20 protein-coding genes are annotated in these 24,872 nt (G+C 47.5%); all 20 read right to left on the bottom strand.

Annotated elements, in window-relative coordinates:
• Positions 1 to 85: 85 nt before the first annotated feature.
• On the bottom strand, positions 86 to 2,683 hold the full coding sequence (clpB, locus tag BT105_RS10875) for an ATP-dependent chaperone ClpB (RefSeq protein WP_072300764.1): 2,598 nt from the start codon (positions 2,681 to 2,683) through the stop codon (positions 86 to 88).
• 45 nt (positions 2,684 to 2,728) lie between these two features.
• The gene (locus BT105_RS10870) at positions 2,729 to 3,373 is read right to left on the bottom strand and encodes a hypothetical protein (RefSeq protein ID WP_072300763.1); all 645 of its coding nucleotides are present in this window, start codon (positions 3,371 to 3,373) and stop codon (positions 2,729 to 2,731) included.
• A gap of 579 nt (positions 3,374 to 3,952) precedes the next feature.
• A complete protein-coding gene (locus BT105_RS10865) occupies positions 3,953 to 5,281 on the bottom strand; it encodes a carbohydrate-binding domain-containing protein (RefSeq protein ID WP_072300762.1) in 1,329 nt (442 codons plus the stop codon).
• Positions 5,282 to 5,399: 118 nt separating this feature from the next.
• The gene (locus BT105_RS10860) at positions 5,400 to 6,140 is read right to left on the bottom strand and encodes a DUF4956 domain-containing protein (RefSeq protein WP_028515876.1); all 741 of its coding nucleotides are present in this window, start codon (positions 6,138 to 6,140) and stop codon (positions 5,400 to 5,402) included.
• Between the two features lie 5 nt (positions 6,141 to 6,145).
• On the bottom strand, positions 6,146 to 6,955 hold the full coding sequence (locus BT105_RS10855) for a polyphosphate polymerase domain-containing protein (protein WP_072300761.1): 810 nt from the start codon (positions 6,953 to 6,955) through the stop codon (positions 6,146 to 6,148).
• A gap of 364 nt (positions 6,956 to 7,319) precedes the next feature.
• On the bottom strand, positions 7,320 to 8,096 hold the full coding sequence (locus BT105_RS10850) for a helix-turn-helix domain-containing protein (protein WP_072300760.1): 777 nt from the start codon (positions 8,094 to 8,096) through the stop codon (positions 7,320 to 7,322).
• Positions 8,093 to 8,620 (bottom strand): DNA-3-methyladenine glycosylase, encoded by a 528-nt coding sequence (locus BT105_RS10845; RefSeq protein ID WP_072300759.1) that lies wholly within the window; start codon positions 8,618 to 8,620, stop codon positions 8,093 to 8,095. Before BT105_RS10845 ends, BT105_RS10850 begins: the two co-directional genes overlap by 4 nt.
• A 1-nt stretch (position 8,621) precedes the next feature.
• A complete protein-coding gene (locus BT105_RS10840; RefSeq protein WP_072300758.1) occupies positions 8,622 to 10,373 on the bottom strand; it encodes an Rqc2 family fibronectin-binding protein in 1,752 nt (583 codons plus the stop codon).
• Positions 10,374 to 10,493: 120 nt separating this feature from the next.
• Positions 10,494 to 11,312 carry a putative RNA methyltransferase gene (locus BT105_RS10835; protein ID WP_072300757.1) on the bottom strand — a complete coding sequence of 273 codons (819 nt, stop codon included), beginning with the start codon at positions 11,310 to 11,312 and terminating at the stop codon, positions 10,494 to 10,496.
• A 9-nt stretch (positions 11,313 to 11,321) separates the two neighbouring features.
• Positions 11,322 to 12,770, bottom strand: a complete 1,449-nt coding sequence (locus tag BT105_RS14700; protein ID WP_081367869.1) for a Nif3-like dinuclear metal center hexameric protein — start codon at positions 12,768 to 12,770, stop codon at positions 11,322 to 11,324.
• Between the two features lie 98 nt (positions 12,771 to 12,868).
• Positions 12,869 to 13,144, bottom strand: coding sequence for a zinc-ribbon domain containing protein (locus BT105_RS10820; RefSeq protein ID WP_028515869.1), 276 nt, complete (start codon positions 13,142 to 13,144; stop codon positions 12,869 to 12,871).
• A 98-nt stretch (positions 13,145 to 13,242) separates the two neighbouring features.
• A complete protein-coding gene (locus BT105_RS10815; RefSeq protein WP_242940124.1) occupies positions 13,243 to 13,803 on the bottom strand; it encodes a sigma-70 family RNA polymerase sigma factor in 561 nt (186 codons plus the stop codon).
• Positions 13,804 to 13,927: 124 nt separating this feature from the next.
• A complete protein-coding gene (locus BT105_RS10810) occupies positions 13,928 to 15,538 on the bottom strand; it encodes a coiled-coil domain-containing protein (RefSeq protein WP_072300756.1) in 1,611 nt (536 codons plus the stop codon).
• Between the two features lie 451 nt (positions 15,539 to 15,989).
• On the bottom strand, positions 15,990 to 17,132 hold the full coding sequence (gene ftsZ / locus BT105_RS10805; RefSeq protein WP_072300755.1) for a cell division protein FtsZ: 1,143 nt from the start codon (positions 17,130 to 17,132) through the stop codon (positions 15,990 to 15,992).
• A gap of 187 nt (positions 17,133 to 17,319) precedes the next feature.
• Positions 17,320 to 18,450: a cell division protein FtsQ/DivIB gene (locus BT105_RS10800; RefSeq protein WP_081367868.1), complete on the bottom strand. Its 1,131-nt coding sequence runs from the start codon at positions 18,448 to 18,450 to the stop codon at positions 17,320 to 17,322.
• A 23-nt stretch (positions 18,451 to 18,473) separates the two neighbouring features.
• Complete coding sequence (gene murA, locus BT105_RS10795) at positions 18,474 to 19,733, bottom strand: UDP-N-acetylglucosamine 1-carboxyvinyltransferase (protein WP_072300754.1); 1,260 nt, start codon at positions 19,731 to 19,733, stop codon at positions 18,474 to 18,476.
• Between the two features lie 185 nt (positions 19,734 to 19,918).
• On the bottom strand, positions 19,919 to 21,049 hold the full coding sequence (gene murG, locus BT105_RS10790) for an undecaprenyldiphospho-muramoylpentapeptide beta-N-acetylglucosaminyltransferase (protein WP_072300753.1): 1,131 nt from the start codon (positions 21,047 to 21,049) through the stop codon (positions 19,919 to 19,921).
• A 2-nt stretch (positions 21,050 to 21,051) separates the two neighbouring features.
• A complete protein-coding gene (locus BT105_RS10785; protein WP_072300752.1) occupies positions 21,052 to 22,332 on the bottom strand; it encodes an FtsW/RodA/SpoVE family cell cycle protein in 1,281 nt (426 codons plus the stop codon).
• Between the two features lie 24 nt (positions 22,333 to 22,356).
• The gene (mraY, locus tag BT105_RS10780; protein ID WP_072300751.1) at positions 22,357 to 23,394 is read right to left on the bottom strand and encodes a phospho-N-acetylmuramoyl-pentapeptide-transferase; all 1,038 of its coding nucleotides are present in this window, start codon (positions 23,392 to 23,394) and stop codon (positions 22,357 to 22,359) included.
• Positions 23,395 to 23,414: 20 nt separating this feature from the next.
• A complete protein-coding gene (locus tag BT105_RS10775) occupies positions 23,415 to 24,854 on the bottom strand; it encodes a UDP-N-acetylmuramoyl-L-alanyl-D-glutamate--2,6-diaminopimelate ligase (protein ID WP_072300750.1) in 1,440 nt (479 codons plus the stop codon).
• Between the last annotated feature and the right edge of the window lie 18 nt (positions 24,855 to 24,872).

Below are 24,872 nucleotides of genomic sequence, written 5' to 3'. Positions count from 1 at the left end.
AACACAGTCCCTTTGGAATCCCGTTCATGGATTCAGCATACAAACAAAAGCTCCCGAAAGCGAATTGCTCTCGGGAGCTTTTTTATCATGTTGCAACAAGCTTGCCGTTTGCGTCGAGGTCGATATCAATGACGTCACCTGCTGCCAGATTACCGCCTATGATACGCTTTGCCGCCAGAGTCTCCACGTTGCGCTGGATAAATCTTCTCAGCGGTCTTGCGCCGAAGTTCGGATCATAGCCGCAGTCAACGATGTAGTTCTTAGCCGCTTCACTGACGTTTATGCGGATATGCTTGTCGTCAAGACGCTTTTGCAGGTCAGCCAGCATAAGGTCAACTATCTTGATTATCTCAGTCTTAGCCAGCGGCTTGTAGAAGATTATCTCGTCAAGACGGTTGAGGAACTCAGGTCTGAACTGCGTTTTCAGCAGTCCCTCCACCTGTGCTCTTGCCTCGTCGGTTATCTCGCCGTTTTCGCCGATACCGTCAAGGATATACGGTGAACCGAGGTTAGAAGTCAGGATAATGATAGTGTTCTTGAAATCCACTGTTCTGCCCTGTGAATCGGTGATACGTCCGTCATCAAGAACTTGCAGCAGTATATTGAACACATCGGGGTGAGCCTTTTCTATCTCGTCAAATAGAACTACCGAATAAGGCTTTCTGCGGACTGCTTCTGTGAGCTGACCGCCCTCGTCATAGCCAACGTATCCTGGAGGCGCTCCGATGAGACGGCTTACGCTGAATTTCTCCATGTATTCGCTCATGTCGATACGGATAATATTTCTCTCGTCGTCAAAAAGTATCTCGGAAAGTGCCTTTGCAAGCTCGGTCTTGCCCACACCTGTAGGTCCGAGGAAGAGGAACGAGCCGATAGGTCTGTCGGGAGCCTGTATGCCTGCTCTTGAACGGAGTATAGCTTCGCTGACCTTTGTGACCGCTTCGTCCTGTCCGATGACTCTCTTGTGGAGCAGTCCCTCCAGACCGAGTATCTTCTCCTTTTCGCCCTCCATGAGCTTTGAAACAGGGATACCTGTCCAGCGGCATACTATCTTTGCAATTTCGTCCTCAGTTACCTTGTCACGGAGCAGTCTGCCGTTTTCAACATCGTGCTCAGCCTGCTTTTCAAGCTCCTCCAGCTCTTTCTGAAGCTGTGGGAGCTTGCCGTATTTCAGTTCTGCCGCCTTGTTAAGGTCGTACTCACGCTCTGCCTTTTCTATTTCGCCGCCTGTGCGCTCAATCTCCTCACGGAGCTTCTGAACAGCGGAGATATCGTTCTTTTCGTTCTCCCACTTTGCCTTCATGCCCTTGAACTTCTCACGAAGCTCTGCAAGCTCTTTCTGTATCTCTTCAAGGTGCTCCTGTGAGATATTGTCGCTTTCCTTTTTGAGGGCGGCTTCTTCAATTTCAAGCTGAACTATCTTACGGGAGATAACGTCCAGCTCAGTAGGCATGGAGTCCATTTCGGTACGAATAGTTGCGCAGGCTTCGTCTATAAGGTCGATAGCCTTGTCGGGGAGGAATCTGTCGGTGATGTATCTGTTGGACAGCACAGCCGCAGAAATAAGCGCATTATCGCTTATCTTAACGCCGTGGAATACCTCATAGCGCTCTTTCAGACCACGGAGGATAGAAATAGTGTCCTCAACGCTTGGCTCGTCAACCATAACAGGCTGGAAACGTCTTTCGAGGGCAGGATCCTTCTCGATGTACTGGCGGTACTCGTTGAGTGTTGTAGCGCCGATGCAGTGGAGCTCACCTCTTGCCAGCATAGGCTTTAAGAGGTTGCCTGCGTCCATAGCGCCGTCGGTCTTGCCTGCGCCTACGATAGTGTGAAGCTCATCAATAAACAGAAGTATCTGACCGTTGCTGTTCTTTATCTCATTGAGGACAGCTTTCAGACGCTCCTCGAACTCGCCGCGGTACTTTGCTCCTGCGACGAGAGCTCCCATATCAAGTGAGAAGACCTTGCGGTCTTTAAGGCTGTCGGGAACGTCTCCTGCCACGATACGCAGGGCAAGTCCCTCAGCAATGGCAGTTTTTCCGACGCCAGGCTCACCGATGAGCACAGGGTTGTTTTTCGTTTTTCTTGACAGTATGCGGATAACGTTTCGTATCTCGCTGTCACGTCCGATAACGGGATCGAGCTTGTTTCTGCGGGCAAGCCCGACAAGCTCCTGACCGTATTTTGTGAGGACGTCATAGGTGTCCTCGGGGTTCTCATTGGTGACTCTGGTATTTCCTCTGACGGACATAAGAGCGCTGAGAAACGAGTCCTTAGTGATATTAAAGGTTGTAAGAAGCTGTGAAACGTCCCTGTCCTTGCTGTCAATGAGCGAAAGCATGAGGTGCTCCACAGAAACGTACTCGTCCTTCATATTTGAAGCGATACTCTCGGCGGCTGTGAGAACACGGTCACACTCCGCAGAGATACCGAGATTACTGCTTCTGCCGCTTCCCGTGACCTTTGGGAGAGTATCTATCTTCTTCTCTATCTCACCGTCGAAGATATCCTCGTCTATATTCATTTTTTTCAGAAGCTGAGGGATAAGACCGTTCTCCTGCCGAACAAGTCCTGCAAGGAGATGTATGGGCTCAATGACGGAATTTGACTTCATAACGGCTATGCTCTGAGCCTTTCTAACGGCGTCAATGGACTTCTGAGTTAATTTTTCAGCATTCATATTTATTCTCCTTTCGATACTAATTGATTACTGTTGACATCTGTACTAAATAATGTACTTTTCAAGCAATAAGCGGTAGTTTTTCTCCAATAAGGGGGCGCTTTCACCGAACTCCTTAGGTGCGGCAAAATATGTCTTAACGGCGCGGTCAAGGTCCTTGATGTACTCGCCAATTGCGGCACCTGCCTGATCCGGATCAAGAGTACGGGTATTTATAAGCTTTCTTGCAAAGCTGCCCTCACCTATCTCACAGCTGTAGCTGTCCACGCCAAGCCGCGACAGATAGGCATTTTCCAGCTTTGCCCTGTAGGCAAAGAAGCTGTGGAACATATCTATGAGAGCCGCACTCTGAGTCCTGATACTCACTCGCAGAGTACCGAGATACTCCACAGGAGCACGTTCAAGCTCAACCTTATAATTAATGGTAGGTCGGTATTTGTATTCAAGAGCCGTCCGAACCGTCATCAGCGACGGCGACCGCTGCTCCTGCACACAGAAGCTGCTGCTGACCAGCTCAGCCACCTGACCGAATATCTCCCTCATACGCATTTCGGGAGTCACGCAGGATAAATGCTCGGCAAGTATCTGATTTATGAGATTGGAGCGGCTCGTCCCCAGTCGGTACGCCTGCTGGTCTACGGCTTTTATAACGTCGTCCATAAGAACGAGACTGTAAACGCTTTTTTTCACGGGTACATCACTTCCCTTCTGTTGTTATATAGATAATAGCACAGATTATAGAATTTGTCAAGCAGATTATATAATCTTTCACGCAAATTTCACAGAGTAAAAAAAGTCCGCTCACAAGGAGCGGAGAATTCGACCCAAACGATTTTCATCGCTTAGCACTGTAGGTCGAGCCATAGATTAATAAGTTAAAAAAAGTTATTGAGAATAGAAAACATGAAAAAATTACAAATGAAAGGGGTTAGTTTTATTACTTGACAAAACTATTTCTATGGCGTGCAAGTGAACTAATACACAATATCAAGCACATGAGAGGGGAGGGTACTTGATATTGAATACCAATAATCTTCATTTGCTGATATTATTATATTGCAAATCTGCGTTCTTTACAATAAAGAAAAGTACACTAAAATATACTTTAGTGTACTTTTGCTTGAATTTTTGTATTTTTTGCAGTTAATTTTTTGTGAATATGTTTTAGGATATTACTTATTAACTTTTAGTTTATTTTTGACTTTTCCATTTCAGCTTTGACACTCATTAACTGCTTTACACAAAGCAAGCATATCAAGTATCATTTTTTTATTTTAACGAGAACTGATTTTCACCGTCTGAAACGCTGAAATCCTGACTCCTGTTTCCGTTAAATGATACAGCAAAACTGCTGCCGCCGCTTACCTCAGGAGCAAGCATCATCACACAGCGGAAATCGTTATGTGGATTCATGGTTATCATGCTGTTTCCGTTAAGGAAGAACTCCACAGAGCTGCCTGCGCCAACTGTTTCGCCCAGATCTGCCACGATATACGGTGTCTCGCTGTATGTGGGCACAGAGACCTTGTTGCCTGCGGCATAGAGATAGCCGCCTGTGTAACTGAAAGTGCTGCCTGCGTAGATAGAGCTCTTCTCCTCCTTGGTACCGCCCGAAACAACGCTGTAGCCGCCGTTTATATTGATAGTACCCTTGGATTTGAGACCGTTTGTGCCGCCCTTGATATTAAGTCTGCCCTCGTTTATTGTAATATCATCGTTTGCGATGATACCTGACTTTCTGGAATCAATATTATATGTACCGCTTTCGATGATAACATCGTCGTCTGCGTTGATACCGTGAGAAGCTGTAGCTGTAACGTTAAGCTCGCCGTTGCCCTTGAGTCTTACGGTATCGTTGGAGAATATAGCTCCCGTATCCTGTACACCCTTTTTCTCAACACCGCTGCTGACGTGGTTCACAGAGCCCTCCTTTGGCTTTATGGTGCAGCGCTTAGCCTCCTCTATGAAGATAGCAGGAGCGCTTGAATTGGAGATATTGACGCCGTTGAGGACTACTGTTACCTTGTCCTCGGAAGCGCCCGTATTAACACGTATCTGTCCGTTATCCATATTTCCTGTGAAGAGATAGTCTCCTCCTGCTGTGATAGTCACAACGCCGCCGTCAACCTTGACGTTGCTGCCTGTTGCCTTTGGAGTACTGCCGAGAGTTATCTCCGCGGTATATTCCTTTACCTCCTCGCCTGAGCCGCCGCTCTCGTTATTGGAGCCGCCCTGTGAGGAGTTGTTATTATCGTTATTATTTGAAGAACCGCCGCCTGAGTTGTTTCCGCCCTTGTCGGAGCTGTCTTTCTTGGCAGTTGTAGTCGTATCTGACTTCTTCTCCCCTGCCTTTGTTGTGGTAGTCTTCTTGTCGGATTTCTCGTCTTTCTTGTCGGTAGTTGTTTTTTCGCCGTCTTTTTTGTCGGTTTTCGATGATTTCGAGTCCTTCGCGCTCTTCTTTTCGGTAGTCTCTGCGCTGTCTGAAACAGTGCTGTCGTTGACGTCAGACGATGCTTTATTGTCGTCCTTTCCGCAGGAATAGCCGCTGAATATCATTGTTACTGCTACAGCTGCTGCCAAAAGTCTTGAATACTTCATAATAATTTCTCCTTTTCCCCTTTAGAAGCCCCCTGATATAAAAATTTGCCAGACTCAATAAAGGTTATTAAGTCTGGCAAACGTAGGAGAGGGTTTTCTATAGTATTTAGTCTGTTTATTAGTTTTCATAGATCTTGTCGTCATACTTGAAGAAGACAAGATTGATAGTCATATTGCCGTTGAGTGCGCGGAGCTCGTCAACGAATTTCTTCTGGTCGATGTTATCAAGAACATCAACGCTGTAGATGAGCTCAAAGAGAGTACCGAAGTTAGTTGTCTTAACTCTTCTGAGCTTGTGGAAAGTAGTATATCTTGCAAGTACAGGCTCGAAAACGCCCTGATAATCGAGGTTCTCGGGGATAGCTATCTTGAGAGTCATGTGTCTCTTCTTGCAGCCGCCGAAGTCTGTCTCACTGAGGATAAACATTACAATGCCGAGGATAACAAAGAATACGATAGCAAATCCGAGGTAGCCGATACCGCAGGCAACACCTGCTGCCATTGCAAAGAATATATAGGCTATGTCCTTCGGATCGCCCGCAACGCTTCGAAACCTGACAAGTGTGAATGCACCTGCAAGGCTGAGAGCACCTGCTGTGGTATTGATAAGTAAAAGGATAAGCGATACTATAGTAGGAAGCATGATCATTGTGAGAACATAGCTCTGAGAGTAGCCTTCCTTTCTGTGAGTAACGATGTAGATAAGACTGATAAGGAATCCTATCAAGAGTGCCGCACCAACGCAGAGGAAGAATTCTCCGGGCTTGATAGTGCCAAGAGCCGAATCGCTGCTGTTGATTATCGAATCAGACTCATAGTACTTTGAAAGTACATTTCCAAAAAAACCGTGTTCAAACATAAAAATCAAACGCTCCTGTTCATCAAAACATTATTTTTTATCATAGAAATACCCGAAATGTAAATACGTCTGTGACCGTCGGTCTGCTGAGCGTCCTCAAGCTGACTCTTTACAAAATTCTGGTATGCCCTGCCGTACTTTGAGAAACTTGTCTTGTAGATCTGAAGCTCCGAAAGCTTCTTTACAAGCCAATCAGGGATCGCATTTGATACCTTTACTTCCATAAGTCTCTGGTCTGCGCCTATTATGTAGTTGCCGTAGCTTTCGTAGTTTAATCCGAGGTCATATCTGCGCTCGGTGATCTTTCTGTCAAATGTAAGGCGGAAATCGTGATCTTCCTTACCAAAGAATGCTTCTCTCTGGTAGCTGATGTACTGCTTTGGAGCTATAGGATAGCTGTCAAGGAAGACATCGAGCTCTCTGAATACCTGCCCTGTGATATACTTGGTAAATTCAGGCTTTGAGCGGTCACGGAAATATGCGTCGGATTCCTCCAGCGTCATAGAAACTCTTCTCTTGGTAACGATACCGCCTATCTTCTTCTTGATCTCGAGAAAGACCGTATCGTCGGGCGCAGCAGGTGAATAATAACTGCGCAGCCTTATCTTTTCTTTATAGTAAGGCTTGGAGAGTGATTCTCTGATGAGGTAATCGTCGGGTGTATCGTAGTAAATATTGTAGATGCCGTATTCCTTGCCGCCAATACAGAACTTATCCGGATTCATATACTCGGATATGACCTCCATAAGCCCGTGATACTGATCCATATTAAGGAGAAACTTTATCTCTTTGCGAGCGAATGTATTAATAGCCATAATCGCCTCCGCAGCAGTACCTAACTGCTCGGAGCTCACACTCCTTTCGTATCTTTTGATTATATTATAGGAGCCTTTTCTTAAAATAGTCTTAATTTTCCCAAAAAATAACCATTTTTTGATTTATCACTAAATTAAATATTATAACTTCTATATTTGGCTATATTGCGCCATTTTTCGGAAACAAGAGCAAAATCAGCTCTAAAAAGTTGCACAAAATCATATGTGGAAAATATCTGAAAAACCGTTCACTTGTCTATCACATCTTAAACTTTATGAATTTAGTATTAATAAACAACCTTAAAAAAGCGCAAATCGAGCAATAATTGAACAGTGTAAGCAATAAATGAAAAATATCATCCGATTATGCCTGTTTTCTGTACTTAGTGGGGGTTATTCCCACTACTTTTTTAAACTGCCGCATAAAGTGCTCCTCATTGTCGTAGCCGCACATTGCAGCCACCTGAGAAACGGTGCAGCCTGTTTCACTGAGTATCTCTTTTGCTTTTTCTATTTTGCCGCTTATCACATCGGCGATACATGAAACACCGAAAGTCTCGCGGTAAAGGTGCTGGAAATATGAACGTGACATATTCACATATGCCGCCATTGCGTCCACATTCCATTTCATCTGCGGATTTCTGTAGATCTTTTCGCGCAGCTCAACCAGCAGCCCGTAATGGGGCTCGGCAGTCTGTACAGGCGCCTCTCTGTGCACCGTGGTCTCTCCGACCTTTACAAGAAGTATCCTCATGAGGCTGTCCAGCATTTTGAGTCTGCGCGATTCAAGTGAATAGAACTCATTGGCTACATTTCTTATAAGCTGGGAAACAAACTCCGTATCCACAGCGTTAAGAGGGCGGTTATACATAAGATCAAGCGAATCCATAAATTCCTGCTCGTCCTCAGCGTCGAAGCATACCCAATCGCAAACGAGAGGGCTTTCCTCGGCGGAGTAAACCACAGGATATCTTCCGTCCAGTACGATAAGTGTGTCTGCGGGCGTCCTCATAGTAAGCCCGTTGATGTCAAACCTACAGCGGCTGTGCATAAGCATGAGCATATACTCCTTAGCCGCGGCTCTGCGAAATACAGAGCTGCTGTCATAAATAGAATTACAGCCTATACAGCGTATGTTCACAGTATCAACTCCCCGTCGTCTATAAACCGCCACTCTATATCTTTCCAGTACTCTCCTGCGTAATCTATGCCTACACGCGGAGCAGTCCTTATCTTAGGGCGGTATCCGTCGTCCTCAAACCATATTTCCTCATTATCTCTGAGGGAAACACCGTTGAAGCTTCCGTCGACTTTCATATTTTTTGTTAGTTTGGCAGGTCCGTTATATTTTTTTCCTGCCCGAATAAGTAATCCCTGCGGCTGGTCATTTTCGCCTGTAATGACGTTCATCAGCCAGTGCATACCGTAACACAGGTACACGTAAATAACGCCGCTCTCTCCGTAGAGGAGCTCTGTGCGTTTTGTTCTGCCCCTTGCAGCGTGGCAGCCCTTGTCCTCCTCGCCTCTGTAGGCTTCTGTCTCTGCGATACGCTCGCGGAGCTCGGTGCCGTCGGGAAGCTTATGGACAAGTATCTTTCCCACAAGGTCAGGTGCCGCCTCCAGCACGTCCCTGTGGAAGAATTCCGCGTCGAGCCGTTTGTTCATATCACACCTTCAATCTCTGTTCAAGCTCGGTATCGGGCTTGACAAATATGGTCTTGTAGTTTGTGAATATGACCTTTCCCGGCTTTGCGCCTGCAGGCTTCTTGACGTATCTTGCAAGACAATGGTCAACGGGCACAAGTCCCGAATCCCTGCCCTTGCTGTTCACAGCCGCTATGACTGCCGCCTCTTCTATAGTTCTTTCGGGCGGCGTCTCGCCGTCTGTGAGTATCAGTACGTGAGAGCCTGTAATGAGCTGAGTATGGAGCCATATATCTGTTTTTTCGGCAAATTTCAGACTCAGCTGGTCGTTTTGCTTGTTGTTTCTGCCCACCAGTATGGAAAAACCGTCGCTTGACTTGTATTCCACAGGAGGCAGTGCCTTGGGAGGCTTAGCCTTGCCGCCTGCATAGCGGACATAGCCCTGCTCCTTCAGCTCCAGTCGGAGCTGTATTATGTCGTTCTCGGAAGAAGCTCTTGTCAGCGCGTCGAAGACGCTTTCAAGGTATTGCAGCTCCTCCTCGCCTTTGCTTATCTGCTCTGCAAGCTTTTCCTCTGCGGTAACGGATTTCTTGTACTCGCTGTAGTAATGCTGCGCATTCTGTGCAGGAGTCTTTCTCACGTCCAGAGAAATAGTCACCTGCGGACAGCTTTCGTCGTAGAAGTTCTCTACGGTAACTGAGCTGTCGCCCTTCTGAATACGGTACATATTAGCCGAGATAAGGTCTCCGCACAGCTTTGCGTGCTCCTTGTCGGCGCAGGCTGCCAGCTCGTCCCGCTGCGCAGCGATACGTCTTGAAGTACGGTCTGTGAGGTTCATAAGCAGCTTGAACAGGTCGTTGGCACGCTGCTTTGTACGGGCTGCACGGTCACGCTCGGAGTAGAAATAGTCCAGAAGCTCCGAAGCGCTGCCCAGCTCCTTGGTGTACATGAGGGTGCCGAACTGCGAAAGCCGAATGAATGAGAAGTCCTTTAGCTGTCCTTCCTTGTCGCTGACCGCCGAGAAACAGCACTCGCCGCTCTGAAGCTGCTGGCGTGTGCGCTTAACAGCAAAGAGAAGTCTGTCCTGCTGGTCAGCTGTTATGGTGTCAGTTTCGATGTGTGCTCCCCTGCCCGCAAAAAACGCCCATTCTCTTGCAAGTATGGGGGAGATTCCCTCGAAAATGCGTATCAGAGCCTTTGAAAGCTCCTTAGGCTCAGTGTTTTTCAGTCTTGAAACAATTTCCTCGGGCTCAGCCGTGAGGAAATTCAGTCTGTCATCTCTCGGCGGAAGTGTGTACTTCATGCCCGGGAGCACCAGTCGCTCACGGGACATATCCTCGTCTACGCGCTTGATACTGTCGATGACCTTTCCCTCGCTGTTTATGATAATGAGGTTTGAACACCGTCCCATTATCTCGCAGGCAAGAGTTATGGTCACGATATCACCAAGCTCGTTTACACACTCAAAGTCAAGAAAGAGTATGCGCTCCAAGCCGTCCTGCCTGATGTCGATGAGCTTGCCGCTGCCAAGTCTCTTTCGCAGCAGCATACAGAACATAGGCGGCGTCTGGGGATTGTCCACATTATTCTCTGTTATGTGGACTCTCGCACTGCCTGCATTTGCCGAGATATAAAGCTTTTTGCTGCCGCTTCGGGTGCGTATGGAGATGATGACCTCCTCACGGGAGGGCTGATGTATCTTCTCCACTCTGCCGCCGATAAGAGGCATGAGCTCGCTTTTTACAGCATATAAGAAAGCTCCGTCCAGAGCCATAGAATCATTCCTTTACATAAAAATGAACGCAGAAGCCTGAGCATCGCTGCGTTCTTATTGCTCCGCACAAAAGCCGTTCATTACAATTATATTATAGCTTTTTGCGCGAAATATTGCTAATCAAAATTTGCGATATACAAGGAGCTCAAAGTCAGCCGTTGTGGTAAGCTGTCCTAAGCCTGCAAGGCGCTCCTGCTGTTCCCTGCCTGTCCTGTAATAGTAGGGAGTCATGGAGAACAGCGCGTCGATATCCTCCTGCGAATCGAGCTCCATGTCATATTTGATATGCTTCTTCTCAATTAGCCCGAAGCCCTCCAGCTCGTAGGGCTTCACCTCGTTCTTGTAGGGAGTATCATATATCGCCTTTTTCAGCTCCCACAGGTGGTCTGCGGAGGGTATAGCCATTATCATTACGCCGTCTTTTTTCAGCACGCGAATGAACTCCTCGCCGCAGTAGGGCGCAAAAAGAGTCACCAGCATATCGCAGGAGCTTTCAGCCACGGGTATGTGGAAAACGCTTGCAACGGCAAGCTCTGCGGACTTGCAGCGCTTTGCAGAGTACTCCACAGCAGCCTTTGAGATATCTATCCCGCAGACCTGAGCCGCCTTATTTTCAGCTTCAAGCTTACCAATTATTGCGGAGGTGTAATATCCCTCACCGCAGCCTGCGTCAAGAATAGTCTGTCCATTTATGTTCTTTATCACAGCTTCACACAGCGCGTCACACAGGGGCACGTAGTAGCCCTTGTCGAGAAAGCTTCTCCTCGCCTGCACCATGAGCTTGTTGTCGCCGTGAACAGTCTTGCCGATATGCTTAGAGAGAAGCAGATTCACATAGCCGCTCTTTGCCCTGTCGAAGCTGTGCCCCTTTGAGCACAGATATGTATTTCCCGTAATTTCCAGCTTTTCACCGCATACGGGACATATAAATACACTCATGTTCTCACCTCAGACATACTCGCAGGGATCGGCAGAGCTCTCGGCTATCTCGATATCAAGTCTTGGGAATCTCTCCTCCAGTACACGGCGGAGCTCCCAGAGCACAAGGTTCTCGGTGTGGAAGTGTCCGCAGTCCAGAACCGCTATATCAAGGTTATTGGCGTCTATCCATACGTCGTGCTTCACGTCGCCTGTTATGAGGGCGTCGCAGCCCTTTTCAGCCGCAAGTCCCAGCATAGAGCCGCCCGAACCCGAGCAGAAAGCAAGCTTTTTTATTCTTCTCACTCTTTTGCTTGTGCGGACGTACTCGCAGCCGAATATGCACTTGCAGAGCTCAGCCAGCTTTTTCGTCTCTATCTCTTCATTGAGCTCTATTATCCAGCCCAGCGAATTATCGCCGCCAAGCTCCTCAAAGGGCTCAGGCTCGCCTGCAATGTCAAGCTTTTCGGTTAGCTTTTGCAGTATAACGCCGTTTGTGCCGCCTGCCGCAATATCGAGATTCGTATGCATACATACAGCGGCTATACCGCACTCGATAAGCCTGAAAACAGGATCATTCCGAGTGATGCTCTTTCTCGGCTCAAATATAACAGGGTGGTGGGAAATGATAAGCTCCGCACCCTTTTCAAAGGCTTCGTTTATAGCCTTATTGGTGATATCCAGAGACAGCAGCACCTTGCTGCACTTCATATCGTAATTCTCCACAAGAAGTCCCGAGTTATCCCACTTTTCCTGTGCTCCGAAGGGATAAATGCCGTCAAGGAAGCGGTATATTTCCGATATCTCTGCGATATCAGCGCCACTCTCCATTTTTTGCGAAAGTGCGGAATAGTGCCCTGCCCCATTCGCATCTCCTGCCTTTTTGAGAGAGTCGCTTACCTTTGCGAGCCTTTCAGCTTCACGGCGGCGGTATTTCTTTGCTGTTTCGTCATTGTCGTCAAAGAAGCCGTACAGTGCCTCGCTCTCGGTAAGCTTAGCCCACTCCGACGACTTCTCGGCGACCATAATGACATATATCTTGTCCTTTTCCTCAACAGCGTACTCCGCCGTGATCTCGTACTGATATTCATAGAGCTTTTTTCTGAGCAGCTCCGACTTTGTCATAGGCTGTAGGATAAACCTCATATCATCGGGCTTGTCAGCTGTGGAATTACCGATTATCTCGGCAATGGTCTCACCGCCCATACCTGCGATTACAACATCGGTCACGCCGCTGAGGTCAACATTTTCAAGTCCGTCGGAGAGCACAAGCTCCACCTTATCCTGTATGCCGTACCTTTCCACGGTATTCCTTGCAGCGTCAAGAGGTCCCTCTTTCACGTCGGAGGCGATGACCTTGCTGCATTTTCCGCTGTTTATGAGCTCAGCCGCAAGATAAGCGTGGTCAGTTCCCACATCGCAGGCGATACCCTCGCCGCTTACCAGCTCGGCAATTTTTCTCAGTCTGTTATCAAGCATTATTGTACCTCATTATCATTAAAATAGCGCACTGCCGAGCAGTACGCATAAACAAAACCAAGCACAGCCGTTTCCGACTGTGCTTTCGGTCTCATTAATTATGCCTCGTTCATCTTGGCAAAGCAATCGCTGCAATAAACAGCGCGGCCTTCCTTTGGCTCAAAAGGAACCTTTGCTTCGCCGCCGCATGAAGCGCAAACTGCTGTGTACATCGTGCGCTCAGCCTTGCCTGCGTTCTTTCTTGCGTCACGACATGATTTGCATCTCTGGGGCTCGTTAACGAAGCCTTTCTCTGCATAAAATTCCTGTTCGCCTGCGGAGAAAATGAACTCGTTTCCGCACTCCTTGCAAACTAATGTCTTGTCTTCGTACATAGTACAATACCTCGCTTAATTATTTTCGACCACGGTTGGATTTACACCCACATCTTTGTAAAACAACGCTCTTCTGGGTTGAGCTACACGGTCATATTTCAATTTGTATCATGCATGAGCGCACGTATTTTTCTTCTTGCACGCTGCATGGCATTATCAACAGATTTCTCTGTCATCTCCAGCTTTTCAGCGGCGTCTCTGTAGCTCATTCCCTGCACACAGAGGGTAAGCACATTGAGCTCCGTAAGAGAAAGCACCGAGCAGATGTCCTTCCACAGCTCGGAAAAAAATTCTTTGTAAAAATAAATGCTTTCGGGAGTTTCCTCATCTGACAGCACATCAGCTGCTTCTTCGTCGTCTATCCTTTCGGCAAAGGAGAAGTCCCTGACCGATTTTTTAGACACAGTTCTCATACGATTGACGATACAGACCTCGGCAAAGGTCGAGAACTTAACGCCTTTTTTGGGATTGAAAGCTTCAATAGCCTTTAAAAGGCTTATCATGCCCTCCTGATACAGGTCATCGCTGTCGGTCTCTGAGTTTGCATAAATTTCCGATTTAATAAAAATAAGCTTAGAAAAGCGCGAGATGAGAACAGCCGACGCTGATTTATCGGTCTTACCGAGCACAGCCAGCTCTTCATCTGTTTTGCTGTTCAATTCATTCAAATTGAAATCCAAATCAAGCAAGATATCCACCCAACAATCTGCATTTCCCATACAAGTCGATATTATCCCCGTCCCTCGGGAATATCCCGAGGGAACAGGAAATAACGGTTATTGATTATTCTGATTCCTTAGCAGCCTCTTCCTCAGCAGCCTTTAAGAGCTCAGCCATATCAAAGTTGAAGTTAGCGCTCTTGTTGCCCTGCGGAGGCTTGTTCTGCTGATTCTGAGCAGCGTTCTGAACGTTGTTGTTCTGTGCAGGCTTGTTGTTATTGTTATTATTATTGTTGTTGTTGAAGTTATTGTTGTTGTTATTATTGTTCTTATTGAAGTTGCCTACGCCTGCAAACGGATCAGGAGTCTTGATCTCAGCTGCTGTCTTAGCGTAAGTCTCAGCGTCAGCCTTTGGAGCCTTTGAAGGTGTGAATTCAGCCTTTGGAGGATCCATCTTCTTTACAGCAGGCTCATTCTTGTGAACGTCGATAGCCTTGCGAGCTTCGCCGATGATGTTCTGAGCGTCGTTCATTCTGCCTGAACACTGGTTTGTAAGGTTATTGAGAACAGAAGCGATATCTGTGAACTTGCTGTTGATGCTCTCGATCTCTGTAAGGAGCATTTCACGGACTGTCTTGGACATCTCGTTTACCTTATCAGCGTGAGCATTAGCCTCGTTTACAGTATTGCGAGCCTGATCGTTAGCCTCCTTGATGCAGTTCTCAGCAGCGCGGTTAGCGTTGGCAACAGCCTTTTCAGCCTCTGCGTTAGCATCCTTGACTACCTGAGCAGCCTTATCGTTAGCTTCCTTGGTTACCTTAGCAGCGTTGTCGTTAGCCTCCTTAGTAACGAGGGCAGCCTTTTCGTCAGCTTCCTTAGTTACCTGAGCAGCCTTATCGTTAGCCTCCTTGGTAACAGCCTCAGCCTCCTGCTTAGCCTTGTTCTGGATCTGAACAACGTTCTTCTGAGCTTCTGTAAAGAGTGCGCCCATATCGAATGTAGGAGCAGAGTTCTCCTTAAGATCAGCGATCTCGTCGTTGAGCTTGGATATCTCTGTATTCTTGTCGTTTACTTCACGAGTCTTAGCCTCGAGCTTAGCATTGATGTCAGCGATCTGCTTTGTCTTTACAGCCAGTTCTTCTGAGATCTTAGCGATCTCCTGCTTAGCCTTTGCAAGCTCTGCGTCAGCAGCTCCGCCTGCAGCTGCGGCAGCACCGCCCTGAGCAGCCTTCTGCTCAGCAGCTCTGAGTCTGTTTCTGAGATCCTCGATCTCCTTCTTGGCAGCTTCAAGAGCAGCAGTTGTCTGTGCGTTAGCCTGAGGATTAGCAGCTCCCTGTGCAGCCTTAGTCTCAGCATTCTTGAGCTGTTCCTTGAGTGCGTCTATTTCCTTCTTAGCAGCCTCTAAAGCAGCAGTAGCCTGTGCATTCCCTGCACCGCCGCCCTGCGCCTTGAGCTGATTGATAGTTTTCTGGAGCTCTTCATTTTCCTTCTTAGCAGCTCTGAGAGCGTTGTTGGAGGTATTGAGCTTCTCCTGAAGGTTCTCAACTTGATTTTTATACTTAGTTATCTCCTCGGGATCAGCAGATGAACTGCTTTCCTTAGACGCTTTAAGCTCGTCCTCAAGGGCAACTATCTTAGAATTAAGCTCATCGAGGTATGTAATAACGTCCTCTTTGATAAATCCCTTCTGACCGATCTTGGTTTCTCTTAATACGGTTGGTGTTGGTTCGCTCATGGTACTCTCCATTCCCCTCGATTGATACCGAGGTAAAAAATTAAGGAATAAGAACCCATATTCAGATTCGGTGAAGGTTCCGCTTTGGTGATATTGCATATAAAAAAGCCTTCACAGTCCATGAATACAGGTTCTGATGATTTTGCCTTACATAAATTATATCATATTAATTATATTATTTCAACTATTGAAATGTAGAAAATTTGGATTGATTTTAGTGCAATTTACTATAAAAATGCATTAAAATATACTACGTGTTAAATTTACAGTCAATTCCTTTAGCTTAATACGTTATATTAATGTAAATAGTTACATTTTGTAAACACAAATGCTATACGAAATATGAATTTGTGCAATTTTATAAAAGTAAAAGCCCGAGGAAAAACCTCGGGCTCATAGCATATTAACGTTCCAATAAAAAAGCGGCTCAATCGAGCCGCTCATATTTTTATTAGTTGCCGAGCATCTTGAAGATGTCGTCAAGGTCGTAATCCTGATTTGAAGCAGCAGGCTTTGCAGGTGCGCTTGGTGCGCCGAAGCCAAGTCCGTCAATAAGAGGATTGTCGATAGGAATGATATCCTCTTCAGGATTCTCGATAGGAGCTCCCTCAACAGCAGCGTCGTTAGCAGCGTCCATATCGTCGAAGCCTGCAGCGATAACTGTGATAGTCATCTCGTCCTGCATATCTTCCTTGAATGCTGTACCGAAGATGAACTCAACACCGTCAGCAGCTGTATCTGTGATCATCTTTGTAGCTGCATCAACATCGGAAGAAAGAATATCCTCTGACATAGCGATATTGATAAGGAGTCTCTTAGCACCCGAGATAGATGTTTCGAGAAGCGGGCTGGAGATAACTGCGTTTGCAGCGTCTCTTGCCTTGTCCTTGCCTGTACCGTGACCGATAGCCATGTGAGCATAGCCTGCGTTTCTCATGATAGTAGATACGTCTGCGAAGTCGAGGTTTATGTAACCCTCTTCTACGATAAGATCAGAGATGCTCTTTACACCTGTCTTGAGCACGTCATCTGAAAGTGCGAATGACTGAAGCATTGTAAGGGGCTTATCGAGACCAACGAGAAGTCTCTCGTTAGGGATAACGATAAGAGAATCAACATACTTTCTGAGTTCAGCGATACCTCTTTCAGCCTGTGCCATTTTCTGCTCTCTCTCAAAGAGGAAAGGCTTTGTAACAACAGCAACAGTAAGGATATCCATTTCCTTAGCGATCTTAGCAACTACAGGAGCAGCTCCTGTACCTGTACCGCCGCCCATACCGGCAGTGATGAAGATCATATCAGCACCCTTGAGGTGAGTCTCGATCTCGTCGCGGTTCTCCTCGGCACTGCGCTGACCGATCTCAGGCTTGTTTCCTGCGCCTCTGCCCTTTGTGAGCTTAGCACCGATCGGTATCCTTGTAGTAGCCTTTGACTTGTTGAGTGCCTTTGCGTCTGTGTTTATAGCGATATACTCTATATTATTGACACCCGAATCCACCATGCAGTTTACAGCGTTTCCGCCGCCGCCGCCAACACCGATGACCTTAATATTTACATCGGGTTCGAGTGTTTCCTCATAATTGAAATCTGACATTTGAACTCCTCCTACTATTTAAATTATCCTTGATTTATCAAATATATATATTAACCTATAAATACACTTTATATTTTAGCATAATGCCATGATTTTTTCAAGTCCTAATAAAACATTTTTTATTTTCAGCGAAATAAACAATAACGAGCAGCAAATTCTTATATTTTTTTACATCATTTTGAAGCATTTACCACTGATTTACAGCATTGCTGTCATAATTTGCCGTATCACCGCTGTTGTCAGACCATTGAGCACTCTGATCCGTCCAGCTGTTATCGTCAGACCACTGGCTGTTGTCCGTCCACTGGTTATCCTGCTGATAGCTGTTATCGCTCCACTGACTTCCGTCGTTATATCCGCTGTTGTCTGTCCACTGCTGTGCGGCAGTTGTCGGCTCGGTAGTACCGCGGTTATTGTTGAACTCATTGAGCATTTCCTCCTGCTTCGGATCGTGCTCGCTCTTTATCACAGGGAAACCGTATTCATCGGTCATCGGCTGTGTCGTAGTCTCCTCAGCACCTGGCACTGCCACAGGACCGTCGCTGGTTCTGAAGCTGCACTGCTTGGTGCCTATCATAGTCAGATAGCCCTTTTTGCCTTTGACTGTCTCATCCTGCATTACTGTATCCGCAAGATTCAGCTTGTATTCAACGTCGTTCCAGTTGCCCATTTTGAATATCATGCCGTTCTTGTAATTTACGATGATAGCGTGTTCGTCGCTCATATCGACAGTCATTATGCTGCCGTCTTCCTTGGTAGACATACTTGATATAAGCTCATGAAAAGCGTCGTTCTTGTGCTCGTTTTCCGAAGCGGCAGGCTTACCTGGGGTATGATCCGCAGGATCGAAGCCGTATATAATAGGAAGTCCGTCGGTTATGAAGCCGTTATCAGCCAGTATCTTGCCCTTTTTGCTGACGAGGAGAGTTCCTTCGCCGTAGTTCACATTAAAGGCAGGTATGCATTTTGTTACCGTGATATCCAGCGATGACGGGAAATCCCTGTCGACCACAGCTGTCTCAACGTAAAGAAGCTTGTCAAGTATCCTCTGCTCGCTCTTTTCACAGTCAAGTCTCAGCAGGTTGTCGCCCTTGTTTATGCCCGAAGCCTCAACTATCTCCTCAGCAGAGTACATATCCGACTGCCCTGACACACGTATCTCGTTTATGTTGAACAAAAAGGTGTAGCTTATAGTTATGCCTACGGTGAGCACAAGCAGTATGACCACAAGTCCGTAGACATTAGTCCATCTCTGACGTCTTCTTATGCGTCTTCGGCTGTTCTGTCTTTCAACACTGGTCTTTTCAACGTCTTTCATATTTTCTCCTGATTCCTTCCGCCTCAGACGCGGCGCATATCTCCGCCGAAAAGTCCTACGGCTTCTTCCATTTTTTCATATCCTCTGTCAATGTGGCAGATACGGCTTATCTCGGAGCTCCCCTCTGCACAGAGAGCTGCGATGACCATGGCTGCACCGCCTCGCAGGTCAGTAGCCTCCACATTTGCCCCATGAAGCTTTTCCCTGCCCTTTATGACAGCGACCTTGCCCAGCACCTGTATATCCGCGCCCATTTTTACAAAAGCGTCGGTGTGACGATAGCGGCAGTCAAAGATGTTCTCCTCGAAAACGCTGGTGCCGTCGGCAACACAAAGCGCAGCCATTAGCACAGCCTGAGCGTCAGTGGGAAAGCCCGGATGGGGCATGGTCCTTATCCTGTCTCTGACGGCTCTCAGCCGTGAACCGCTGCGAAGGTATATTTTCTTTTCAGATGTATAAATACTGCACCCCGTCTGCTCCAGAACCGATAAAAAAGGCTCTGTTTCGGGAACGCAGGCATTTGTAAGTATAAGCTCGCCCTTTGTCGCCGCCACCATTGAAAGATAGGTCGCGCAGACTATCCTGTCGGGCATTATTGTATATTCACAGCCGTGAAGCTGATGTTTTCCGTTGATTATGATACGGCTCTCGCCGTCCCCTGATATGTCAGCGCCGCAGCTTCGCAGAAAGCCGCAGAGGTCGCATATCTCGGGCTCACGGGCGGCATTGTTTATGACGGTCTCACCGTCTGCCGTAACCGCGCAGAGTATGATGTTTTCGGTAGCTCCCACCGACGGGAACGCAAGGGATATCTTAGCTCCCTTTGCTCTGCCAGAAGGAGCCTTGCAGATGATACTGCCGCCGCTTTCGCGGATATCCACTCCCATTTTCCTGAGAGCGGCAAGGTGCATATCTATGGGACGAGGTCCCAGCTCGCAGCCTCCGGGGACGCTGACAGTACATTCTCCTGCCCTGCCAAGCATAGCTCCCATAAAGATTATGGACGAGCGCATTTCACGCATGAGCTCCTCGGATATCTCGGTACTTCCGATGTTTTCGGAGTTTATCACCGCGGTATTGCCCTCAAAGCTGCATTTGCAGCCCACACAGTTGAGTATCCTTGCGGCTGCATAAACGTCGGTAAGCTTGGGACAGCTGTGCAGCGTACAATCGCCGCAGCACAGGAGCGCCGCCGCCATTATTGGCAGGGAGCTGTTTTTGCTGCCCTGTAAGGCAAGCTCACCGCAAAGGCGTCTGCCGCCTGTAATAACAAATTTCTGCATCATACCACCTCACAGCATTTTTATGTATAGTATGCTTCAAATGAGAGATATGTTACAAAAATGATTTACAGTTGAGAGTGTAGAGTTGAGAGTTGATGTGTTCGCTTCGCTCACATTATTTAAATTTTGTCGTCGCAGACGACACCATAACTTTCAACTCTCAATTCTTAACTCTCAACTTTGATTCATTTGTTTTTTGCAAGTAATTTCTCAATTACCGCAAGTATGCGTTCATTTGTATCCGTAAGATGCAGCTTTGCTGCACTTTCGGACATGGACTTTACCTTTGCCGAGTCGCCGTAGAGCTTTTCTATCTCGGCTATCATGCGCTCGTTGGTAACGTCTTTCTGCTCGATAACTACAGCAGCTCCTGCGTTGCCGAGAACCATTGCATTGTGATACTGGTGATTTCCTGCAACGATAGGCGACGGGATAAGTATCGAAGCCTTTCCTGCGGCTTCAAGCTCCGCCAGTGTGGAAGCTCCCGAGCGGCAGATAACAAGGTCAGCCGCCGCAAGACAAACGTCCATATCGTTTATGTACTCGGTAATGCGAAGCCTGTCGGATTTCAGCGGTATGCCTGCGGCTTTCATAGCCTGCGGGAAGGTCTCCTTTCCCATGCCGCCGTAGCCGTGGATATGGTTTATATTAAGCTTTTTGCCTGTGTGCCACTTGATGACCTCGGTCATGGTATCGTTGATACAGCCTGCACCGAGACTGCCGCCGAATGAAAGTATGGTAAAGCTGTCGTCAAAGCCCAGCTTCTTTCGTGCCTCCTCGCGGCTCATGGTGTTGATATTGCTTCTTACGGGAAGTCCCGTAACGCTATGCTCGAACTTGCTCTCGTCCATGAACTTGAGAGCCTCTTTAACTGTGAGCATAACGTAGTCCACCTCTTTCGAGAGGAGCTTATTCGTTACGCCCGGATAGGCATTCTGCTCATGGATAGCGGTAGGTATGCCCATTCTTGCAGCCTTGCGTATCACAGGACCTGCCGCGTAGCCGCCTGTACCGATAGCGATATCGGGCTTGAAGCCCTCTATTATCTGCTTTGCTCTTGAACCCGATGTAACAAGATAAGCCACAGCCTTGGCATTCCTGCCGATATTTTCAATGGATATCTTTCTCTGGAAGCCTGCCACCTTGATAGTTTCAAGCTTGTATCCTGCCGCAGGGACCAGCTTTGCTTCCATGCCCTTTGGAGTGCCTGCAAAGAGGAACTCCGCATCGGGATACTTGCTCTTTATGATATCAGCAATGGCAAGCCCCGGATTTATATGACCGCCTGTGCCTCCGCAGGCAATGAGAACTCTCATACTTATGCTCCTTTCGGCTCTGCCTTGGGACTGCTCTGAGCCGCTTTCTTAGTCTTTTTCTGTTTGGGCTTTTCGTCGGGGTAATACCTGTGCTGAGATATATTCAGCATGATACCCATTTCCGCCAGCTGCATGATAAGCGCCGTTCCGCCGTAGCTGAAAAACGGCAGGCTGATACCTGTATTCGGTATAAGATTGCTTACAACGGCAAGGTTGAGGACAGTCTGTATGCCTATCTGAGTGGTTATGCCGACTGCAATGAGCATACCGAAGCGGTCCTTGCAGCGTACTGCGATAGAATAGCCTTCAACAATAAGAAGGAAGAATACGATGATGATAGCAAGAGCTCCTGCGAAGCCAAGCTCCTCGCATACTATCGGGAAAACGAAGTCGTTCTTTGTCTCGGGGAGATAGAGATACTTTTGACGGGAGTTTCCCAGACCAAGACCGAAAAGTCCGCCTGAGCCGATAGCGATAAGTGAGTTTGCGGTCTGCCACGTATCGTTGAGCTTATCGGCAAAGGGATCTTTCCATGACTTTATACGTACCGCAACGTAGCTGTCTGGTACCTGTGCCTGCCATGATATATAGGCTATCGCCAGTCCGAGAACTGCCGCTCCGAGCCCGATGAAATGCTTCTTGTTGACGCCGCCGCAGAGTATCATAGCTACGGCGATAGTGCTGATAAGGATAATACCCGAGATATGCTTCTCAAGACCGATGAGCAGCACATACAAGCCCAGTATCATCGAATATTTGAGGATACCTGTCTTGAATGTGTTCATATTCTTGCCGTCGCGCTCCATGCTGTAGGCAAAAAAGATGATGAGTGCCAGCTTTGCCACCTCGGAGGGCTGTAGGTTAAGAGGTCCGATGTCTATCCAGCGTCGTGCACCCATAGTACCGCCCTCGTCGTTACCGATAAAAAGAACGGCTATCAGCAGTGCTGCGCCGACGATATACATAAGGCTCGCGATATTAAGCTTTTTAAGTACGGGCAGCTTCAGGTTCTTGAAGTTGTGATAGTCCATTTTCATAAAAAAAAGCATAGCCGCAAAGCCGACTAAGGCATTTTTCGCTTGTTTTTTTGCATAAAACAAACCGTCGCCGCCGTGCTCGCTGTATGCCCATGCATAGCTTGCCGAGGACATCATTACGATACCCACGACCAGCAAGATCATAACATAAGCGAAGAACGAAAGGCTCAGGTCTCCGCGCCTGCCTCCCGAAAAGGGATTATACTTGGCAAAGCGGCTTTGTGTCTGTGAATTGCTTGACGCCATTTTTTCTCCTTAAATATATGTGATTCAGAAAACTAACAGTGTAATTATGCCCAGAACTCCGAAAATAATGCCGAAGAGCGAAAAAGTTATCACTATCTTGTATTCGCTGAAGCCGCTCATTTCAAAGTGGTGGTGGATAGGAGTCATCTTGAAGATACGTCTGCCCTCTCCGTACTTCTTCTTTGTGTACTTGAAATAGCTGACTTGTATAACAACAGAAAGCGCCTCGATGATGTACACGAGAGCAACAAGGAGAAGCAGCAGGTGCTTGTGGAGGATAAGTCCCATGCCTGTTACGGCTGCGCCGAGGAACATCGAGCCTGTATCGCCCATGAAGCACTTTGCAGGGTTCAGGTTCCAGAGAAGGAATCCCAGACAGCCGCCTGCAAGAGCCATTGTGAAGCAGGTCATCTCATTCTGCTTGAGTATCGAGCAGCATACTGTGAATATCAGCATTGCCACGAATGTCACCGAGCCGCAGAGACCGTCCACGCCGTCTGTGAGGTTTACCGCATTTGTGAGGTAAATTATCACAGGTATCATCAATATATAATAGAATATACCAAGTGAGGGGCTTCTCCAGAAGCCGAGGTCGATACTTGTAGCACCGTCACCGAAGAAGTGTATGGCAGCAAGGAATCCAACTGATACCACAAGCTGGATAGCTATCTTCTGCCACGGAGTAAGTCCGTCGTTGTTCTTTCTGGCAACCTTTGTGTAGTCATCGATAAAGCCGATAACGCCGAATGCTACAGAGAAGAGAACTACCGCCAGCAGCAGATAAAAGGGCTTGAAGCTCGCCTTATCCGTTGTGTCAACGCCTGTTTCCCACCTGTATATCCAATAGCCTGCAACAGAGGTCAGCACAGTTGAGATTATGAACATGAAACCGCCCATTGTAGGAGTTCCCTGCTTCTTCTCGTGCCATTTCGGACCGTCCACAGTCTTTATCGGCTGACCGAATTTGATCTTATGCAGGAACGGGACAAGGAATATGCCCGAAACTCCTGCAATGACGAATGATAAAAGTGCAGTTACAAGATTTACTATCCAGAAAGACATTTAAAATAACAACTCCAGTTTTATTTATTGAGAAGCTTTAATCCCTCGGCGACTATCTCGCGCTCGTCGAAGTGTATATGCTCCATGCCTGCAAGTATCTGATAATCCTCATGTCCCTTGCCGGCAAGTACTATTATATCACCTTTCTCAGCAATTTTCAAGGCATGAAAAATCGCTTCTTTTCTGTCAACTACAACATCATAGTTCACATCTGTGCCCTCAAGACCGACGAGGATATCCTTTATGATAGCCTCGGGCTCTTCATTTCGGGGATTATCCGATGTAACTATGAGCTTGTCGGCGTATTTCGCCGCAGCCTTAGCCATTTTCGGGCGCTTAGCCGCGTCGCGGTTTCCGCCGCAGCCGAAAAGGCAGATAAGGTCGTTTTCGGTGTACTCCTTAACGCTTCGCAGGATATTCTCCACAGCGTCGGGAGTGTGCGCATAATCGCAGATTACTGTAAAGTCCAGCCCTGTAGGTATTACCTCGCAGCGTCCCTTTACACCATTATATTCCTCAACAGCAGGGATTATATTCTCGATATTGAGACCTGCTTCAAGGCAGGCAGCAATTGCCGCCGTGATGTTCGATACATTGAAAAGTCCGGGCATTCTTGTCTTGATAAGGTGTGACTTGTCGCCGTTGCAGAACCAGAAGCTTGAGCCTGTGGACTTTATCTTTATGCCGTCGGCATAGAAGTCCGCATTCTCCTTTACGCTGAAGCCAAGTTTCTTGCAGCTCACTTCACCGAAGAGTCTCCTGCCGTAGTCGTCGTCCGCATTGATAACAGCGCAGTCGCAGATATCAAAAAGCATTTTCTTTGCCTGATAGTAGTCCTCCATATCCTTGTGGTAGTCCAGATGATCCTGAGTGAGATTTGTGAACACAGCCACATCGAAATATGAGGAGCCTATCCTGTACTGACACAGACCGAAGGAGGAGACCTCCATAACAACATACTCGCATCCCGCATCTGCCATCTTTGCCAGCAGCCCCATGAAATCATACGCCATCGGAGTTGTGTTGTCGGTGTGGAGTATCTCATCTCCTATTTCGTTCTGTATCGTTCCGACGAGCCCTGTTTTATGCCCGTTCTTCATAAGGATATGCTTTATTACATTGGTGATAGTAGTTTTTCCGTTAGTTCCCGTAACGCCTATCATTTTCATTTTGCGCTCGGGATGACCGAACCATGCCGAGCATATCTGACCGTAGAGCTTTCGGGAGTTCTCTGTGATTATCTGTCTGTCTCCCAGCCCGAGGTCACGCTCGCAGACTACAGCTGCCGCGCCCTTTTCCAGCATTTCTTTAGCCGCTGTGTGTCCGTCGAAGCTGCCGCCCTTTACACAGACAAAGAGGCTTCCCTCGGTGACTTTGCGTGTGTCGTCGGTAACTGAGCTTATCTCGGTATCGCCTATAGCAGTAACGGCGTTGTTTTCGATAAGATCGCATAATTTCATTGTGTCTGCCTCCTGTCT

This window comes from Ruminococcus flavefaciens, assembly GCF_900119075.1.
In the GTDB taxonomy this organism is placed as follows: Bacteria; Bacillota; Clostridia; order Oscillospirales; family Ruminococcaceae; genus Ruminococcus; species Ruminococcus flavefaciens_Q.
The sequence above is the reverse complement of the archived record's forward strand: the minus strand, read 5'-3'. Positions and strand labels throughout refer to the sequence as shown.

What these genes read in the sequence shown, in the direction of transcription:
- clpB (WP_072300764.1), bottom strand. Translation starts at nt 2,683, where the DNA reads ATGAATGCTGAAAAATTAACTCAGAAGTCCATTGACGCCGTTAGAAAG.
- BT105_RS10865 (WP_072300762.1), bottom strand. Translation starts at nt 5,281, where the DNA reads ATGAAGTATTCAAGACTTTTGGCAGCAGCTGTAGCAGTAACAATGATA.
- BT105_RS10860 (WP_028515876.1), bottom strand. Translation starts at nt 6,140, where the DNA reads ATGTTTGAACACGGTTTTTTTGGAAATGTACTTTCAAAGTACTATGAG.
- BT105_RS10855 (WP_072300761.1), bottom strand. Translation starts at nt 6,955, where the DNA reads ATGGCTATTAATACATTCGCTCGCAAAGAGATAAAGTTTCTCCTTAAT.
- BT105_RS10845 (WP_072300759.1), bottom strand. Translation starts at nt 8,620, where the DNA reads ATGAACAAACGGCTCGACGCGGAATTCTTCCACAGGGACGTGCTGGAG.
- BT105_RS10840 (WP_072300758.1), bottom strand. Translation starts at nt 10,373, where the DNA reads ATGGCTCTGGACGGAGCTTTCTTATATGCTGTAAAAAGCGAGCTCATG.
- BT105_RS10835 (WP_072300757.1), bottom strand. Translation starts at nt 11,312, where the DNA reads ATGAGTGTATTTATATGTCCCGTATGCGGTGAAAAGCTGGAAATTACG.
- BT105_RS14700 (WP_081367869.1), bottom strand. Translation starts at nt 12,770, where the DNA reads ATGCTTGATAACAGACTGAGAAAAATTGCCGAGCTGGTAAGCGGCGAG.
- BT105_RS10820 (WP_028515869.1), bottom strand. Translation starts at nt 13,144, where the DNA reads ATGTACGAAGACAAGACATTAGTTTGCAAGGAGTGCGGAAACGAGTTC.
- BT105_RS10810 (WP_072300756.1), bottom strand. Translation starts at nt 15,538, where the DNA reads ATGAGCGAACCAACACCAACCGTATTAAGAGAAACCAAGATCGGTCAG.
- ftsZ (WP_072300755.1), bottom strand. Translation starts at nt 17,132, where the DNA reads ATGTCAGATTTCAATTATGAGGAAACACTCGAACCCGATGTAAATATT.
- BT105_RS10800 (WP_081367868.1), bottom strand. Translation starts at nt 18,450, where the DNA reads ATGAAAGACGTTGAAAAGACCAGTGTTGAAAGACAGAACAGCCGAAGA.
- murA (WP_072300754.1), bottom strand. Translation starts at nt 19,733, where the DNA reads ATGCAGAAATTTGTTATTACAGGCGGCAGACGCCTTTGCGGTGAGCTT.
- murG (WP_072300753.1), bottom strand. Translation starts at nt 21,049, where the DNA reads ATGAGAGTTCTCATTGCCTGCGGAGGCACAGGCGGTCATATAAATCCG.
- BT105_RS10785 (WP_072300752.1), bottom strand. Translation starts at nt 22,332, where the DNA reads ATGGCGTCAAGCAATTCACAGACACAAAGCCGCTTTGCCAAGTATAAT.
- mraY (WP_072300751.1), bottom strand. Translation starts at nt 23,394, where the DNA reads ATGTCTTTCTGGATAGTAAATCTTGTAACTGCACTTTTATCATTCGTC.
- BT105_RS10775 (WP_072300750.1), bottom strand. Translation starts at nt 24,854, where the DNA reads ATGAAATTATGCGATCTTATCGAAAACAACGCCGTTACTGCTATAGGC.